This window comes from Marinilabilia salmonicolor, from assembly GCF_003003035.1.
GTDB lineage: Bacteria > Bacteroidota > Bacteroidia > Bacteroidales > Marinilabiliaceae > Marinilabilia > Marinilabilia salmonicolor_A.
This window is the reverse complement of the sequence record NZ_PVTS01000006.1, coordinates 260,655-275,385: the sequence shown is the minus strand read 5'-3', so window position 1 is coordinate 275,385 and position 14,731 is coordinate 260,655. Positions and strand designations below refer to the sequence as shown.

Annotated in this window: 12 protein-coding genes; 4 read left to right on the top strand and 8 right to left on the bottom strand. The window is 41.5% G+C overall.

Annotation, left to right across the window (positions count from 1 at the left end):
- Nucleotides 1–10: 10 nt before the first annotated feature.
- Nucleotides 11–931, bottom strand: a complete 921-nt coding sequence (locus BY457_RS08425; RefSeq protein ID WP_106152882.1) for a prephenate dehydratase — start codon at nt 929–931, stop codon at nt 11–13.
- Nucleotides 932–1,269: 338 nt separating this feature from the next.
- The gene (locus BY457_RS08420) at nt 1,270–3,084 is read right to left on the bottom strand and encodes a methyl-accepting chemotaxis protein (RefSeq protein WP_106152881.1); all 1,815 of its coding nucleotides are present in this window, start codon (nt 3,082–3,084) and stop codon (nt 1,270–1,272) included.
- Nucleotides 3,085–3,191: 107 nt separating this feature from the next.
- Here BY457_RS08420 and BY457_RS08415 point away from each other — a divergent pair, with 107 nt between their 5' ends.
- Complete coding sequence (locus BY457_RS08415) at nt 3,192–4,193, top strand: sugar ABC transporter substrate-binding protein (RefSeq protein WP_106152880.1); 1,002 nt, start codon at nt 3,192–3,194, stop codon at nt 4,191–4,193.
- Here BY457_RS08415 and BY457_RS08410 read toward each other — a convergent pair.
- The 3 genes from BY457_RS08410 to BY457_RS08400 all read right to left on the bottom strand — a co-directional run bounded on the left by BY457_RS08410 (nt 4,190) and on the right by BY457_RS08400 (nt 8,533).
- On the bottom strand, nt 4,190–6,061 hold the full coding sequence (locus BY457_RS08410; protein WP_106152879.1) for an ABC-F family ATP-binding cassette domain-containing protein: 1,872 nt from the start codon (nt 6,059–6,061) through the stop codon (nt 4,190–4,192). The two genes, BY457_RS08415 and BY457_RS08410, sit on opposite strands and share 4 nt — an antisense overlap.
- A gap of 177 nt (nt 6,062–6,238) precedes the next feature.
- Nucleotides 6,239–7,231, bottom strand: a complete 993-nt coding sequence (gene mgrA, locus BY457_RS08405; RefSeq protein ID WP_106152878.1) for an L-glyceraldehyde 3-phosphate reductase — start codon at nt 7,229–7,231, stop codon at nt 6,239–6,241.
- Between the two features lie 24 nt (nt 7,232–7,255).
- On the bottom strand, nt 7,256–8,533 hold the full coding sequence (locus BY457_RS08400; RefSeq protein ID WP_258176671.1) for an IgA Peptidase M64: 1,278 nt from the start codon (nt 8,531–8,533) through the stop codon (nt 7,256–7,258).
- A 195-nt stretch (nt 8,534–8,728) separates the two neighbouring features.
- On the opposite strand from BY457_RS08400, the gene BY457_RS08395 reads away from it, so the two are divergent.
- A complete protein-coding gene (locus BY457_RS08395) occupies nt 8,729–10,015 on the top strand; it encodes a mechanosensitive ion channel family protein (protein WP_181256433.1) in 1,287 nt (428 codons plus the stop codon).
- Nucleotides 10,016–10,159: 144 nt separating this feature from the next.
- Nucleotides 10,160–10,624, top strand: coding sequence for an Lrp/AsnC ligand binding domain-containing protein (locus tag BY457_RS08390; protein ID WP_081485187.1), 465 nt, complete (start codon nt 10,160–10,162; stop codon nt 10,622–10,624).
- A gap of 393 nt (nt 10,625–11,017) precedes the next feature.
- Here the strand turns inward: BY457_RS08390 and BY457_RS08385 are convergent, their stop codons facing one another.
- Both BY457_RS08385 and BY457_RS08380 read right to left on the bottom strand, forming a co-directional pair.
- Nucleotides 11,018–11,929, bottom strand: a complete 912-nt coding sequence (locus BY457_RS08385) for a bifunctional metallophosphatase/5'-nucleotidase (protein WP_106152876.1) — start codon at nt 11,927–11,929, stop codon at nt 11,018–11,020.
- A 15-nt stretch (nt 11,930–11,944) separates the two neighbouring features.
- Nucleotides 11,945–12,700 (bottom strand): 5'-nucleotidase C-terminal domain-containing protein, encoded by a 756-nt coding sequence (locus BY457_RS08380; RefSeq protein WP_106152875.1) that lies wholly within the window; start codon nt 12,698–12,700, stop codon nt 11,945–11,947.
- 371 nt (nt 12,701–13,071) lie between these two features.
- Here BY457_RS08380 and BY457_RS08375 point away from each other — a divergent pair, with 371 nt between their 5' ends.
- Entirely contained in the window at nt 13,072–13,833 is a 762-nt protein-coding gene (locus BY457_RS08375; protein WP_106152874.1) for a uracil-DNA glycosylase, read from the top strand.
- Nucleotides 13,834–13,998: 165 nt separating this feature from the next.
- Here BY457_RS08375 and BY457_RS08370 read toward each other — a convergent pair whose 3' ends face one another.
- Nucleotides 13,999–14,712 (bottom strand): hypothetical protein, encoded by a 714-nt coding sequence (locus tag BY457_RS08370; RefSeq protein ID WP_106152873.1) that lies wholly within the window; start codon nt 14,710–14,712, stop codon nt 13,999–14,001.
- Between the last annotated feature and the right edge of the window lie 19 nt (nt 14,713–14,731).

The window sequence follows — 14,731 nt, the reverse complement described above, 5'->3', positions numbered from 1 at the left end:
ATATGTTCTTTTAAATCGATAATAATGCTTGTTGAACTTTTTCTTTTTTCACAGTCTCGCCATTGGTGGAATGGGTGGTTTGACAGGCTTCATATTCACCCAGTATCCTCAGTTTTTTACACAAGGGGCGAATGGCATCCAGCGATTGTAAATAACGATCGTAATCATTATAGTTGACATCGATGTAAAAAAGATATTCCCACTCCACTCCAACTACCGGTAATGATTGAATTTTGGTGAGATTAATGTTGTAAAATGCCAAAATGGTCAGAACTTTTGACAAGCTGCCCTCTTCGTGAGGCAGAGAGAATACCAGAGAGGATTTATTGATTCTTTTTTGTTTGATCAATTCCGCTTTCTCAATATGATCTTCCTGTCCAATGATTAGAAAACGGGTGTAGTTGTGTTTGTTGGTTTCAATTCCGCTTTCAATGATATCCAGGTGATACAGCTCTGCTGCCAGCGAGGAGGCTATGGCTCCGATTCCTTCCAGTTGGCCGTCTTCGATAACTTTGGCACTGTATGCGGTATCTTCACTTTCTATGAGTTTGATATGCGGATAATCTTTGAAGAATGCTTCGCACTGGGCAAGGGCCATGGGATGCGAGTGAACTTCTCTCAGGTCGTTAATGGTTTGTCCCGGCAATGCCATCAGGTGATGTTTGATTCTTAGCTTGTGCTCGCCATGAATGAAATAGCCTGACTCCCGAAGCATGGTGTAATTGGGGAGAAGGCTCCCGACGAGTGTATTCTCGATGGCCATGATTCCCAATGTGTCAGGGTCTTTGTGCATAGCGTCAAAAACTTCCTGGAAAGTGTGGCAGGCCACCGGTTCAACTTCTTTGTTGGCAAACCAGGCCCGGGCCGCAATCTCATGGTTGGCTCCCGGAATACCCTGTATGGCCACTTTAATGGTTTCTTTTGTACTCATAGTTTAGATAAAAAAAGTCCCGCCTTGTGGGGCGGGACGTATATTTTTGAAAAATCCTTTTCGTTATTGTTTATACACGAGCCTGCCCCTTCTGGTTGAATAACCAAAAAAATAAAAGAAGAAATAAAAGAAAGAGTAGGCATGTTTTAACATGATAAATCGTCTTTGTTTTTGTTTGCTTTGCAAAAATAATTATTAATTCAGTCTAAAACAATAAAATTGATAAAAAATAACGGGTTTTACTTATAAAATTAAAGTTGTGGTGCTGATTTCTGTCATTAATAACCTGGTCTTAACCCATTTTATGAATAATGGGGGTTAACCGCTGACATCAACGGCTAAAAATCTTCATCTTCCTCCGACCCACTCAGAGCCTTGAACGAGGTGGTAGCATTTAGCAACTGATGAGACATTCCCTGAAGTTTATCCGAGGTTATATTTATTTCATCGGCGCTGGAGGCATTTTTTTGTGTTATTTGATTTAGTTCCTGTAATGCCAGGTTTATTTGTTGCACTCCGCTTACCTGTTCTGCCGAGGCTGCTGAAATCTCGCTGACCAGTTCTGCGGTTTTTTCAATTTGCGGTGTCAGCTCATCAAGCATTTCAGTAGAAAGCCTGGAGGCTTCAATGGTAACCGAAGATACTTTGCTGATTTCCTGTGCTGCTGCCTGGCTGCGTTCGGCCAGTTTGCGGACTTCTGCCGCTACCACAGAAAATCCTCTGCCTTCCTGTCCTGCGCGGGCTGCTTCCACCGCAGCATTAAGGGCAAGAATATTGGTCTGAAAGGCAATGTCCTTAATTACCATGATTTTGTTGGTAATCTCTTCCAATTGCAATGCCGCCTCTTTGCTGCGTTTGTTACTTTCGCGCATCTGGGCAGCTGCTTTTGCCGATATGGTTTCTGTTTCCTTCGAATTCTGGGTATTTTGTTCAATTACACTGTGCATTTCTTCCATGGATGAAGAAACTTCTTCTGCTGAAGATGCCTGTTGGTTAGCCCCTTCTGCAAGGTCAAGAGCTTTCTCATTCAATTGTTCGCTGTAGTCGGCAACGGTTCTCGAGGTGTTTATAATATCTGATATTAATTTGTTCAAATTAACTGTCATGTTGTTCAAGGCACTTCCCAGTCGGCCAATCTCATCTTTTCTGTCTTCCTTCATTTTAACGGTCAGGTCTCCTTTGGCCACTCTTTCTGCCAGTTCTATGCCTCTGATGATTGGGCGACCAATGGAGTTTGAAAGTAAGAAAATGAGGGATACTCCAAGAACAATGGAGAGGATTAGGGTGATTACCTGAATGGTTCTTTGTTTGTTGGTGATGTCATTGCTGGTGTTTCCTACCACCTGTATCTGATCTAATCCGATGTCTGATGAGGCTCTTACTTCCCACATCACATTTTTCGAAGCCTCATAGTTTTTGAGTTCAGCAATGCGCATTTGCTTGTAAGTTGCCAGCAAATTTTCTATTGTGCTGAAAATTCCGGTGGTTAATTCTTTTATTGCAGTCCTGGCCGGAATGGATGATATTTCAGACCGGAAAGAAGGCAACGCAATGGATAACTCAATTAATTCAACTCCGTTTCTGTTTAAAAAGTGATCATTGAGTTTTACACCCAGTTGATTGACTTCTGCCAGAATTCGCGCCTCATTGAAAGATCTGATGTTGGCGGTATTATTCAGATTATCCAACTCTTGGTTGAAACGGTTCCGCTGATTTTCAAAATTTGAAGACAAATCGAGATAGTGTTCTCTGGTCTCTTTATATTGAGTCAGGTATTGTTCTAATAAATCCAGAAAGACCCCTTTCTTTTTTAACTCTTCTTTCCGTTCGGTTGTCAGCTCATTCAAGTTACTGAAGGCTGTTAGTGTTCTTTCAAAGGTTATATCTGCCTGATTGTTGAAGTATGGGTTTTGGGAGAAATCAAAAGCTTTTGCATTTTCGCTCGTTTCCTGCCAATAACGCATCAGATAATTAACTTCATAAACGGTGGGGATGTGGGTCTCAGAAAGGTTTTTTGTCTGACTGGAGATTTTATTCAGGTTGCTTAACAAAACAAGTCCTGTAATTACAGAAATTGCAATAATAACAGTAAATCCCAGTCCTATCTTATGGCGGATGCTTATATCCTGCCAGCTCCAATTGATTTTCTGCATTGTAAAAATGATTTTGGTCAGGGTAAAAATATGTATATTTTATCGGAATTTAGTATTTGTTTGTAATTTTTTAATATTTTTAGGCAGTTGAAAAATTTGTTTGTATTATGAAAATCTATAAAACCATCTTGTTTGCCTTTTCTCTTATTTTTTTATGGTCCTGTTCGGATACTTCTGATTATACGGTAGGCTACCTGAACCCTGCTCAAAACAGAGAGCGATTTGTAAAAGAGGGGAACTTCATGGCTGAAAAGTTAAGGGAGTATGGCATTGAAACGCTGATAAAACATGCCGAAGACAATGATATCACCCAGCTTGAACAGGGGTATGAGTTGCTTGCCGAAGGGGTTGATTTATTGGTTATAGCTGCGGTGAACGGAAATACCATTGCTCCGCTTGTTCGCGATGCCAGATCGCAAGGAGTTAAAGTGATTGCCTATAACCGACTGATCAATAATTCGGATTATGATATGTTTGTTACCGGAGATAATGAGGAGATTGCACGTATATTTTGTGAAGGGGCATTGAAGGCGGTTCCTTCCGGAAATTATGTGGTATTTGCAGGCGATCGTTTTGATAAAAACGGTTTCGAGGTAAAAGAACACATCGATACCATGTTAAAACCTCATGTGGAAGCGGGTGAGATAAATGTTATCTACGAAACTTATATTGAGGGATGGAACAGGGAACGGGCAGCTTTTGAATTTCAGGAAGTACTCGACTCACATGGGCTTGTAGTGGATGCAGTTATTAGTTGTAATGATCCTATGGGACTTGGAACCGTTGATGTATTGAACCAGTATGGAATTGCCGGTAATGTATTTGTTACAGGTCAGGATGCCATTTTGGAGGCCGTCAGGAGTATTGAAGATGGAGAGATGAATCTCACTGTTTATCATCCGCACAGAGAGTTAGGCTATAAAACCGGGGATTTAATTGCTAAAATTCTCAGAGAAAATGAAGATCCTGAGGAGCTGGCAAATGCGGAGACTTTTAATGGTACAGAGAGTATTCCTACTTTTCGGGTTAAATCGATGGGCATTAACCGGGAAAATCTGGGGACATTGGTTGACTTGGGCGAATATTCCTGGGAGGAGATCAGGAATTAACCCTCCTTCTCACTTAATTCAAGCCATCGCATTTCACAGCTTTCCAGTTCTTCCATCAGTTGACCAAGGTCGGCTGATGTTTGAAGTAGTTCATCTCCTGTAAGCGTACCTGAGTTGAGTTGGGTCTCTTTTTCTTTCTTCCGGTTTTCCAGCTCTTCAATTTGTTGTTCCAGGTTTTCCAGCTCTTTCTTTTCTTTGTACGTGAGTTTGTTTTTATCCTGTTGTCTGGCGGGTTTCTTCTTTTTGGGGTCTTTAACAGGTGCAGAAGTGTTTTTTTGTTCCTTTGCTTCCTGCTTTTTTTGACCGTGATAGTCTGTATAGTTGCCCGGAAAGTCTTTGATTCGGCCGTTTCCTTCCAGAACAAACAAATGGTCGGTAACCTTATCCAGAAAATATCGGTCGTGCGATACCACCATTACGCAACCATCGAATTGGAGCAGGTAATCTTCAAGAATGTTAAGGGTCAGTATGTCCAGGTCGTTTGTGGGCTCATCAAGAATCAGGAAGTTTGGGTTCTTCATTAAAACAGTCATGAGGTAGAGCCTTTTTTTCTCACCTCCGCTGAGCTTTTCCACCAGTACGTTGTGCATCTCATTGGGGAATAGGAAGTATCTTAAAAACTGGGAAGCCGACATCGACTGATCTTTCCCCAATTGAATATGATCTGCGATCTCTGTAATGACATCCAGAACTCTTTTGCTGTTGTCAAGGTTTAATCCTTCTTGTCTGTAGTAACCAAAAGCGAGCGTTTCTCCCGGTTCTACTTCTCCGCTATCGGGCTCAAGTTTTCCAGTCAGAATATTAAGAAAAGTTGATTTTCCGCTTCCGTTTTTCCCGATAATCCCCACCTTTTCTCCCCGGGCAAACTTGTAGGAAAAGTCCTTAATCAGGGTGAGGTCTCCGAAACTTTTGCTTATGTGGTGCAGATTAATCACTTTCTTTCCCAGTCGGGCAGACTTGATGTTGATTTCCAGATTTTGTTCTTCGGTACTCTGTTCTGCCGTTTTCTTTAAGTCGTAGAAGGCATCAATCCGATACTTGGCTTTAGTTCCACGAGCCTGTGGCTGGCGGTTCATCCAATCCTGCTCCTTTCTCAGCAGATTTTTGGCCCGTTCTACTTCCTGATTTTTCTGGCTGATGCGTTCCGCACGTTTTTCAAGATAGTAGGTGTAGTTTCCTTTATATTGATAAAGAGACTCGTCATGAAGTTCATAAATGGTATTGCAAACGCTGTCAAGAAAATACCTGTCGTGCGTGACCATCAGCAGGGTCATGCGGCTTCTTTTCAAATAATCTTCAAGCCATTCAATCATATCCAGATCAAGATGGTTGGTAGGCTCATCCAAAATCAGGAAGTCTGGGTTGGTAATCAGCACTCTTGCCAGTGCCACACGCTTTACCTGGCCTCCGGATAGTTGGCCCATGGGCTGATTGAATATGTCAATCTTCAGTTGCGAAAGAATTTGTTTGGCTCGTTCTTCATAATCCCAGGCGTTTAGTTGCTCCATCTTTGGCAGCAGCTCCTGAATGGCAGTATCGTCATTTTCCGCTACTGCTTTTTCGTAGCTGCGAACCACAACCGCAGTTTCATTTTCGGAATGAAAGAGGGATTCAAGGACTGTTTGCTCGGGTTCAAATTCGGGATTTTGGGAGAGATATCCGGTGACAATGTCTTTTCGCCACGTAACCAACCCTGAATCTGCAGAAAATTTGCCTCCCAAAATATTTAAAAGAGTTGTTTTTCCGGTTCCGTTTCGGGCTATCAAAGCTGCTTTATCTCCCTCTTCCAGTCCGAAAGTAAGATTGTTGAATAACCGTATGTCGCCCCAGTTGTGGGTGAGATTTTCTACTGATAATATGTTGGCCATGTCTTATTTTAATTCTTGTGCCAACAAAGATAATAAGATTGGCGATAATGCAGGAGGCAAAAGAGTAGGAGACTAATACAATCGTCCCGGAGGGGGATAAAGTTTTTAAAAAACAGTGGAAGTTAGAAGGAAAATAAGCTGAGGAAGAACTTCTTGTTCAACCTCAGCTTGTTCTGATTATTTCAAAATTTTCTCAATGTCATTCAACTCCTCATCGGTGAATGCTGTATTGTTGAGTGCATCCAGGTTGTTGCTGAGTTGATTCACACTGCTGGCGCCTATCAGAACAGAGGTGACTCTTGTGTCTTTGAGCAACCATGCAATGGACATTTGTGCCAGTGACTGACCTCTGGCTTCGGCAAGGCTGTTTAGTTTATTAAGCTTAGATTGAACTTCCGGAGTAAGTGCATCTTTCTGTAGAAACCCGTGAGGATTAGCCATGCGGGAATTGGCGGGTATCTCTTTCAGATACTTGTTGGTTAACAGACCCTGGGCCAGAGGTGAAAAGGCAATTGAACCAACTCCTCGCTTTCCGAGTACATCAAGAAGACCATCATCCTCCACCCAACGATCCAGCATGTTGTAACGGGGCTGATGAATGAGCAAAGGAACTCCCATATCACGAAGAATGGTTTCTGCTTTTTTTGTCATATCTGCCGGATAATTGGAGATTCCTGCATACAGAGCTTTCCCCTGTTTAACTGCATGTGCCAGAGCTCCCATGGTTTCTTCCAGGGGAGTGTCCGGGTCGGGACGATGAGAGTAAAAAATATCCACGTAGTCCAAGCCCATTCGTTTCAGACTCTGATCCAGACTGGCCAGAAGATATTTTCTGGAACCCCATTCTCCGTATGGTCCGGGCCACATCAGGTACCCTGCTTTTGAGGAAATAATCATTTCATCGCGGTAAGGTTTGAAATCGGTGGCCAGAATACGGCCAAAATTTTCTTCCGCACTTCCCGGAACAGGTCCGTAGTTGTTGGCCAGGTCGAAATGGGTAATTCCATTGTCGAATGCATGGTGAAGAATGTTGCGACCATTTTCAAATAAATCTACTGATCCGAAATTGTGCCACAAGCCGAGGGAAAGTGCGGGTAATCTTATTCCACTTTCACCGCAACGGCGGTATGTCATTTTTTCGTAACGTTTGTCGTTGGCTAAATAATTCATAAGTTGTTTTTATTATTGATGTTTTTAGTGTGTATAAAAATTGACAATATTTTCAATGGACAGCCTGCATACTTCACAAAAACCGGCTGCCTCATTTGATTTCATCCGGCAATTAAAGGCTGGTCGGTAAATTCCTTTGGCGGTATAACCTGCACCTTCGAACACCCCGGTAATGTTTTTGTATTTGTGTTTTGCGGGGGTGGGAATCAGTATTGAATCCTCAAGCAAATTTTTCCATTTGCTGTCAAAATCAACTAAAGTGGTAATGTTGGGATGCCAGGGTTCGGTATCCAGATCAAAAAAACCGGAATAGGTTACCTCGGAGGAGTAATATTCATCTCCTAAACCGGCGAGACCATGCCCGATTTCGTGAATGAGAACTTTCGCAGACTGGGAGTGACCGGCTGAGGTAATGGAAAAATGGTTGTAAACGCCGCCGCCGCCATATTTTTTCGTGTTGACCAATACTATAATGTGATCGCGCGGGTGGGCTGCGGCATAATCGTATATTTTCCAGGTGGAGAGACTTTCCAGATAGCGGTCGGTCCCAAAAGTGTTGAATGTACTTTCCATGGCTGTGTTTTTCCATTCATCCTTTACCGGATCGTCTGTTCCTGATTCAGCCGATGAAACAGCCATTGCTCTTACGGTAATTTTATTCTTAAGCCGATCGTATGGAGGAGTCTTAAAAAGTTCTGAAACCATTTTTTCCGCATCATTAAAAAAAGTTTCTGCCTCTTCCTTGGTGTATCCTTCGGCTAAAATCAAAAAATCCAATTTTTTTGACGGGGCAGCGGTTCCATGAATAATCCTTGACGGAAATTTTGTCGGGATTAGTTTTGTGATGAGCGATTCGGGAGAAAACTCCTCACTCAGCAGGGAGGTAAATTTCCCGTTTTTCTCTCTAAAATCGAGGTTTATGATTATTTTTTGCAGGGGGAAGGGGGTTTCAATCGTTTGTTTGAAGGCCCTTTTCTTTTGTTTGGCCCCAGGTGTGGCCCGCCATTCTTCAAAAAGGGTGCAAAAACCTTTTATATAGAGGGTGTCCCGGTTTGCTGATGAGGTGAGCACAATTCGATAGGAGCCATAATCGAAATCAGGAATGGATTGTTCAGGACTGTCAAAGTAGTTTGGTGTCTTCAGGTAATTTGCAATGGTTGCTGTTTGTTCCTGTTTGTCACCGGAAAGGACGAAGTCTATTCGGAGCGCCTTTTCGAAATCAAAATTGCCCTGGCTGTAAGACCATGTCGAAATAAAAAAGATTGAAAAGGCTATTGTCTTAAATATATATTTTGTGTTCATAGCTTCATTATGATAGGTTACATCCGGTGGTTTCGTTATTTTTGTGCTGAACATCGGATTTTTGAAGTGATATTTATGGGCTTCAACTTCTTTTCGGCATTGTAAATGAGGTTCAGGAGTTCCGGGTTAAGATTCGGTTTAGGTTAAAGTTGTAGTACAAACAAAAATATACAAAATCATTGTAATAATTAAAGCATGGAGACGATAAATTCTAATGTTACATGGATGACAGAGTGGTTGCATTCCCGGTTGGAGTTGCTAAATCTATCTGAGTTTTGGACTGAGGTGCTATTATTTGGGGTTTCCGCAGTAATAATGCTGTTACTTTCGTGGCTGTCTTTTGTGGTTGTCCGTCGGGTTTTGATTTTTTCAATTATTAAGATGGTCCGAAAAACCAAGTCAAAGATTGATGATTATCTGGTTCACCGAAAAGTTTTTCACAGGCTTGCACATTTGGCTCCGGTGATTGTTATTTATTTTCTTTCCGACCTTTTTTGGGGAGCTCAGACCGCTCGTCTCGCCGTTTTTCATGACATCGTTTCTCTTTATTTGCTTGTGGTCATCATTATGGCTTTCCAGGCCCTTCTCAAGGCATTTGAAGATATTTATAATACTTTTCCTTTTGCTTACGACCGGCCAATAAAGGGGTACTTACAGGTTATTCAGCTATTGGCAATTATAGTTGGAGTGTTGATTGCTGTTTCTATTGTTTTTAATGTTGAGGTAACCGCAATTATTGCTGGTATGGGTGCTTTAGCTGCTGTGTTGATGTTGGTGTTCCGGGATTCTATACTGGGGTTGGTTGCCGGTGTGCAATTGTCAGCCAACCGGATGGTCAGGGTAGGAGACTGGATATCCATGCCGGGGCACAATGCAGATGGTACAGTGTTGGAAATAACACTGAATACCGTGAAAGTCAGGAATTGGGATAAAACCATATCCACCATACCTACCTATGCTATGGTTTCCAACTCCTTTGTCAACTGGCGGGGGATGGAGGAGTCCGGTGGACGCCGTATAGCCCGGTCTGTGTTTATCGATACTCATAGTGTTAAGTTTTGTACTCCTGAAATGTTGGAGAAATTTAAAAAGATTCATCATTTAAAAGCATATATCGAGGAACGACAAATAGAAATAGAGAATTACAACAGACAACATGAAATTGATGAATCCTTACCTGTAAACGGGAGAAGGATGACGAATCTGGGGATTTTCAGAAAATACCTGGAGAACTATCTGATTAAACATCCGAAGATTAATGATAAAATGACGCTGATTGTTCGTCATCTGGATCCTACAGAAAAAGGAATTCCTATGCAGATTTATGCTTTTTCAAGGGAGCAGGAATGGGCTAAATATGAGGCAGTACAAGCCGATATTTTTGATCATGTTTTAGCAATAATTCCTTTGTTTGAACTCCGGATATTTCAGAATCCCAGTGGCGACGATTTGAAAATGTTAGGCAGTTTGGTTAAAAATTGAAAGTGAAACCGAAAGGAAGAAAATTATTAGTGCTATTTTTGCCGCAGATTTATTGGATTATTGGAGAAAATCCCGTAAATTCGAAAAGAATCATTAAAAAAAAAGCAGAAATTCTTTTAATTTCTAACATTTGTCATTTTTAGTATGGAGAGCAATTTACAGATTGATAGTCTTGACAAAAAGATTTTGTCAATGATTACACATAATGCCCGAATTCCGTTTCTTGAAGTTGCCAGGGAATGTAAGGTGTCCGGAGCCGCTATTCATCAGCGTATTCAGCGCTTGATGAATATGGGAGTTATTAAGGGATCTGAGTTTATTATTAATCCCAGTAAAATTGGTTATCACACCTGTGCTTTTATGGGAATATTTCTCAAAAAAGCCAGCCTTTTTGATAAGGTGGTAAAGATGTTGGAAGAGATTCCGGAAGTGGTGGAATGTCACTATACTACAGGTGAGTACGCCATGTTTATCAAGATCTTTGCAAAAAGTAATGAGCATTTAAAACGTATCCTTCACGATCGTTTACAAAACATTCCGGGTATCTCTTCAACAGAGACCATCATCTCACTGGATGAGTCATTCAAGAGACAATTACCGATTGAGTAATTAAATTATAGATTAAAAAAACGCGCAAAAAGCTCATTGCTGAGGTTTTGCGCGTTTTTTTGTGAGATGAGACGGGCTGATTTTTTGCGTACTCAATTATTGTACACTTTTGTTGCCAATAATTATTTTGAGGTAAATGTTCCTAATGAAACGAGCATGGAAAAAGAAGTCACGAAAGAAAATGTATAAATCCTTTACATCCTTGGTCTCCCGATGCTTCAGAGGCCAATAATTTATATGAAAAATCTGATTTTGCACGCCACTTGATCTTCATCAATTCTGTAGGATCGAGTTAATAGGAGGACCGTGGCACAGTCTTTTTTCAAGAATTATATTTTAGCCGGACAATAATGATTTTCTCTCAGACTAAATTCAAAAGTGCCCAAAGCAACATTATTTTAGCAGATGTTGTGTTGAAAGAAAAGTTGTTTTGCCTTTGCTTAGCGTAATGTTTAGTTCTCCCAGAATTACTCCGCCCCAGCCAACCTGGTTAATGATGACATTTTTGCCTGCTTTGTTTTTTATTTGTTCAGGTTCGTCAAGAAATGTGTGTGAGTGTCCTCCTATGATGATATCTATGGAGGATGTTTCTGCCGCTAGTTTTCGGTCCGAATCGGGCCTTTCGGAGGTGCTGTTGATGCCCAGGTGCGATAACGCAATGATGAGATTGCAGTTCTTTTCATTTCTCAGGAAGGCTCCTGTTTCCTCTGCTGTTTTTATTGGATCAAGCCATTTCATTCCTTCATAATTTGCCGGGGATACCAGCCCTGAAGGGTTGATTCCAATGCCTACGATGCCAACTCGGAAGGGGCCATTTTCAATGATTTTCCAGGGCCGGGTTTTGCCTTTCAGGATGGTGTTGTCGAAATTATAGTTGCTACAGATGAAAGGAAAATCGGCATATTTCAACTGGTCAGAGAGGTGCTGAATGCCATTATCAAATTCATGATTGCCGATGGTTGCTGCATCGTATCTCATTTTCGACATTAATTCCAATTCGGGTCTTCCTCCAAAGAAGTTAAAATATGGGGTACCCTGAAAAATATCACCTGCATCCACCAATAAAACGTGATTGTTTTGTTTCCTGATTTGGTTTATGAGGCTTGCTCTTCTTGCAAATCCACCCATGTCAGGAAACCTTGGATGATTGGCTTCAAAGGGATCGAGATGGCTGTGGACATCGTTGGTATGTAGAATGGTTAGTGTATGATAATTACGCGACTCTCCTTTTACAGCAAATGGGAGGGTGGCAGCCAGACTCCCGGCAGCCAGGGTCTTTATGAATTGTCTTCTGGTGGTTTGCATGATCTATGGCTTTTTTTATTGCATTTCGATTCGCTGATCTGATGGAGATGGAATCTGTTTGTTCTGTTCATTTAATTCCCGAATGTGTCGAATGATCAAATCTCTGATTTTATTCGATGATTCATGTTTTTCAACGGCGTTGGCAAAAACGGTGTAATGGTCGCCTCCGGTGGCCAGGTAATCTGATGTCACCACATAATAAAAGGCCTCGTCTCTAACCGGTTGGTTGTTGATTCTCGGATTTTTTACCGATTGACCGGTGAAAGTAAAAGAACCGCCACTCAGGCCGTCCCCGTTGGATTCGCCTATGTGCTGATAAAGTTTTTTGATGTCTTCGCCTGACATTTTTAAGGTAACCATCTGATTTTCGAATGGCATCAGGGCATAGATGTGTTTAACTTTTATGGAGCCCTTTGGGAGGGGAGCTCTCAAACCCCGGATGTTTATGATGGAAATAACCGGTAATTTTTCTTTGTTCAGGTCCTTTAATTCTTTTAAAGCTGTTTCCCTGAGAAGGTCAGCAACAAAGCTGGATAGAGGGGACTCTGGTTTGTCTGCAAACATTTCTTCCGGTGACGTTCCGATGACTTCGTTCATTATTGCATTTACCGAATCGCGAAGTGGTGTAATGTAAGATGCAACCATCGAATCTGCTACAATCGTACTATCGATGGTTATGTTCTGAGTCGAGGTAAGTGATGGTTTTTCTGGTGACTGACAGCTGATTGCTGCGAGTGTTAGAAGAATGAAAATAAAATGATGGTGTCGCATTTTTTTGTTTTCAAAGCTAACAAATCAGAGGGAATATGTGTTTATCCAGGGTTACAAAATTGTTAATGTTCTCTTTATCCGGAAATGATTGCTGAATGAGGGATGGTATGATTGGAAAAATACAGGATTAGTTATATTTGAACTTTCAACCTGAAAATTTACCGGATACATCAGGTTAAGTCCCAAGTTAGTGCCCGTCTATAAGCAAAGCTAAGTTTGTACATGGTCATGTGTCTGGTTAGAAAGTGCCAGTTGCAAGGCTTGTACAGCCGCCAAAAGCGGAGTTTACTTGGGTAAATGAGTATTTTGGCGGCAAGCGTAACGCGACGCAAGTGGTACTTTATGGACAGAAACAAGTTAGAACTTGAATAATGCAGATGATTTTACCTTCAGACATTCATCCTTCCTGGAAGCCTTTTTTTACTCAGGAGATTTCGGCAATACTTGATGATGTTGAAAGCCAAATTGGAATTACGAACAGCGAAGATTTAACGCCTGGTAGAAATAGAATGCTTCGGTTTTTGGCCCTTGATCTTTTCAAAACCAAAGTAGTGATTCTCGGTCAGGATCCCTACCCTCAGCAAGGGGTTGCTACGGGCAGGGCATTTGAGGTGGGGCCATTGAAGAATTGGACCGAAAGTTTTCGGAATACCAGCCTGCGTAATATTGTTCGTGCGCTTTATGCTGCTGAAAGGAAGGATTTCAAAACTTTCAAAGGCATCAAAAAAGAAATGGCTGCCGGGGAATTTTCTTTGCTCCCGCCGGATGAGCTGTTTAAGTATTGGGAACAACAGGGTGTTTTGTTACTGAATACCTCATTTTCCTGTCATGTAGGTAAACCCGGAAGTCATTCGGGATACTGGAAACCCTTTACCGACCGATTGTTAGATTTTATTAATAAAAATTGTCCGGATGCCGTTTGGTTTCTATGGGGAAACCACGCCCAAAAAGCAGTGGAGCATCTTGAGATTAAGCATAGCATTTCCACAACACATCCAATGATTTGCCATGAGCGCCCTAATGATTTTTTACTGGGAGAAACAAACGTTTTTGAGGCTACTTCCGGGTTGATTGACTGGACAGGAGGAGATAAAAAAGCCTCTTCGGTGCAACGACAGAAGAGGCTTTGGTAATCATTAGTGTTTGTCCATAAACTAAACGTTTTTCATGTGTTTGAACGAGTAAGTTCAAATTCAAGGCGTGTGAAAAATCTAAACCGCAGAATATTAGTGTATTTTAGGATTTAGATTTTGAGCAACAACGCAGAAGTTGGACTTTATAGACAAACACTAATTTTGTTATTTAATGCGTTCCAGATACTTTTTCCTCACTTCACGCAAATAATCCAGACTCATTTCAGGATAATAAATTCGAATCATATCCTGAAGTCCAAATTTTACATGAAAGTGGCCTATGGCAGCATCGAAAAACGGCTTTTCCCAGTTAAACTTTACTCTGCGGGTAATGTCTTCAAAATGCTTCCATGTTAATTGATTCGGAATCAGAAAATATCCATGATCTTTTTCGATGGTGTCAAAAAATAGTCCCTGTTCCGGTTCATCAAGAATGAAAAACTTTTTGATGCGGATTACGGCCGGACCTTCCACTTTTCTGTTGGGCTTGCTTTTAAATTCTATCCCCTGATCCATGTAGCTTGCCTGCAAGTCGGTGATCTGAGAGAAGTTGTCCAGATGGCGCACCCTGATGACATCAAACTGCTTGTTGTAGATGTTTACAACTCCGGGGGTGGCGTTGAAATCGGTATCGAAATACTTCTGAATATTCTGAGTTGCCCGGGTAATTTCCTCCAGTGTATATAACCTTTTTAATACCAGGTAGATATAAAGCGGTTTGCTGTCCACCGGATGGTCGGAATAGTAATTAAAAAACCCGGGGAAGGGTTCCGGAGCTTCCAAAACAAAGGTGTTTGGCCATATTTTGTCTTCCAGTGTTCTCAGGCTTTCCTGTTTCAGAAGATTTCCATAACGTTCAATATGTTGTGTTTCACTCATAATAACTTAGTTTTTGTAT

Excerpts from the sequence above, each read along its gene's own strand:
- BY457_RS08425 (WP_106152882.1), bottom strand. The coding sequence starts at position 931 with ATGAGTACAAAAGAAACCATTAAAGTGGCCATACAGGGTATTCCGGGA.
- BY457_RS08420 (WP_106152881.1), bottom strand. The coding sequence starts at position 3,084 with ATGCAGAAAATCAATTGGAGCTGGCAGGATATAAGCATCCGCCATAAG.
- BY457_RS08415 (WP_106152880.1), top strand. The coding sequence starts at position 3,192 with ATGAAAATCTATAAAACCATCTTGTTTGCCTTTTCTCTTATTTTTTTA.
- BY457_RS08410 (WP_106152879.1), bottom strand. The coding sequence starts at position 6,061 with ATGGCCAACATATTATCAGTAGAAAATCTCACCCACAACTGGGGCGAC.
- mgrA (WP_106152878.1), bottom strand. The coding sequence starts at position 7,231 with ATGAATTATTTAGCCAACGACAAACGTTACGAAAAAATGACATACCGC.
- BY457_RS08400 (WP_258176671.1), bottom strand. The coding sequence starts at position 8,533 with ATGAACACAAAATATATATTTAAGACAATAGCCTTTTCAATCTTTTTT.
- BY457_RS08395 (WP_181256433.1), top strand. The coding sequence starts at position 8,729 with ATGGAGACGATAAATTCTAATGTTACATGGATGACAGAGTGGTTGCAT.
- BY457_RS08390 (WP_081485187.1), top strand. The coding sequence starts at position 10,160 with ATGGAGAGCAATTTACAGATTGATAGTCTTGACAAAAAGATTTTGTCA.
- BY457_RS08385 (WP_106152876.1), bottom strand. The coding sequence starts at position 11,929 with ATGCAAACCACCAGAAGACAATTCATAAAGACCCTGGCTGCCGGGAGT.
- BY457_RS08380 (WP_106152875.1), bottom strand. The coding sequence starts at position 12,700 with ATGCGACACCATCATTTTATTTTCATTCTTCTAACACTCGCAGCAATC.
- BY457_RS08375 (WP_106152874.1), top strand. The coding sequence starts at position 13,072 with ATGCAGATGATTTTACCTTCAGACATTCATCCTTCCTGGAAGCCTTTT.
- BY457_RS08370 (WP_106152873.1), bottom strand. The coding sequence starts at position 14,712 with ATGAGTGAAACACAACATATTGAACGTTATGGAAATCTTCTGAAACAG.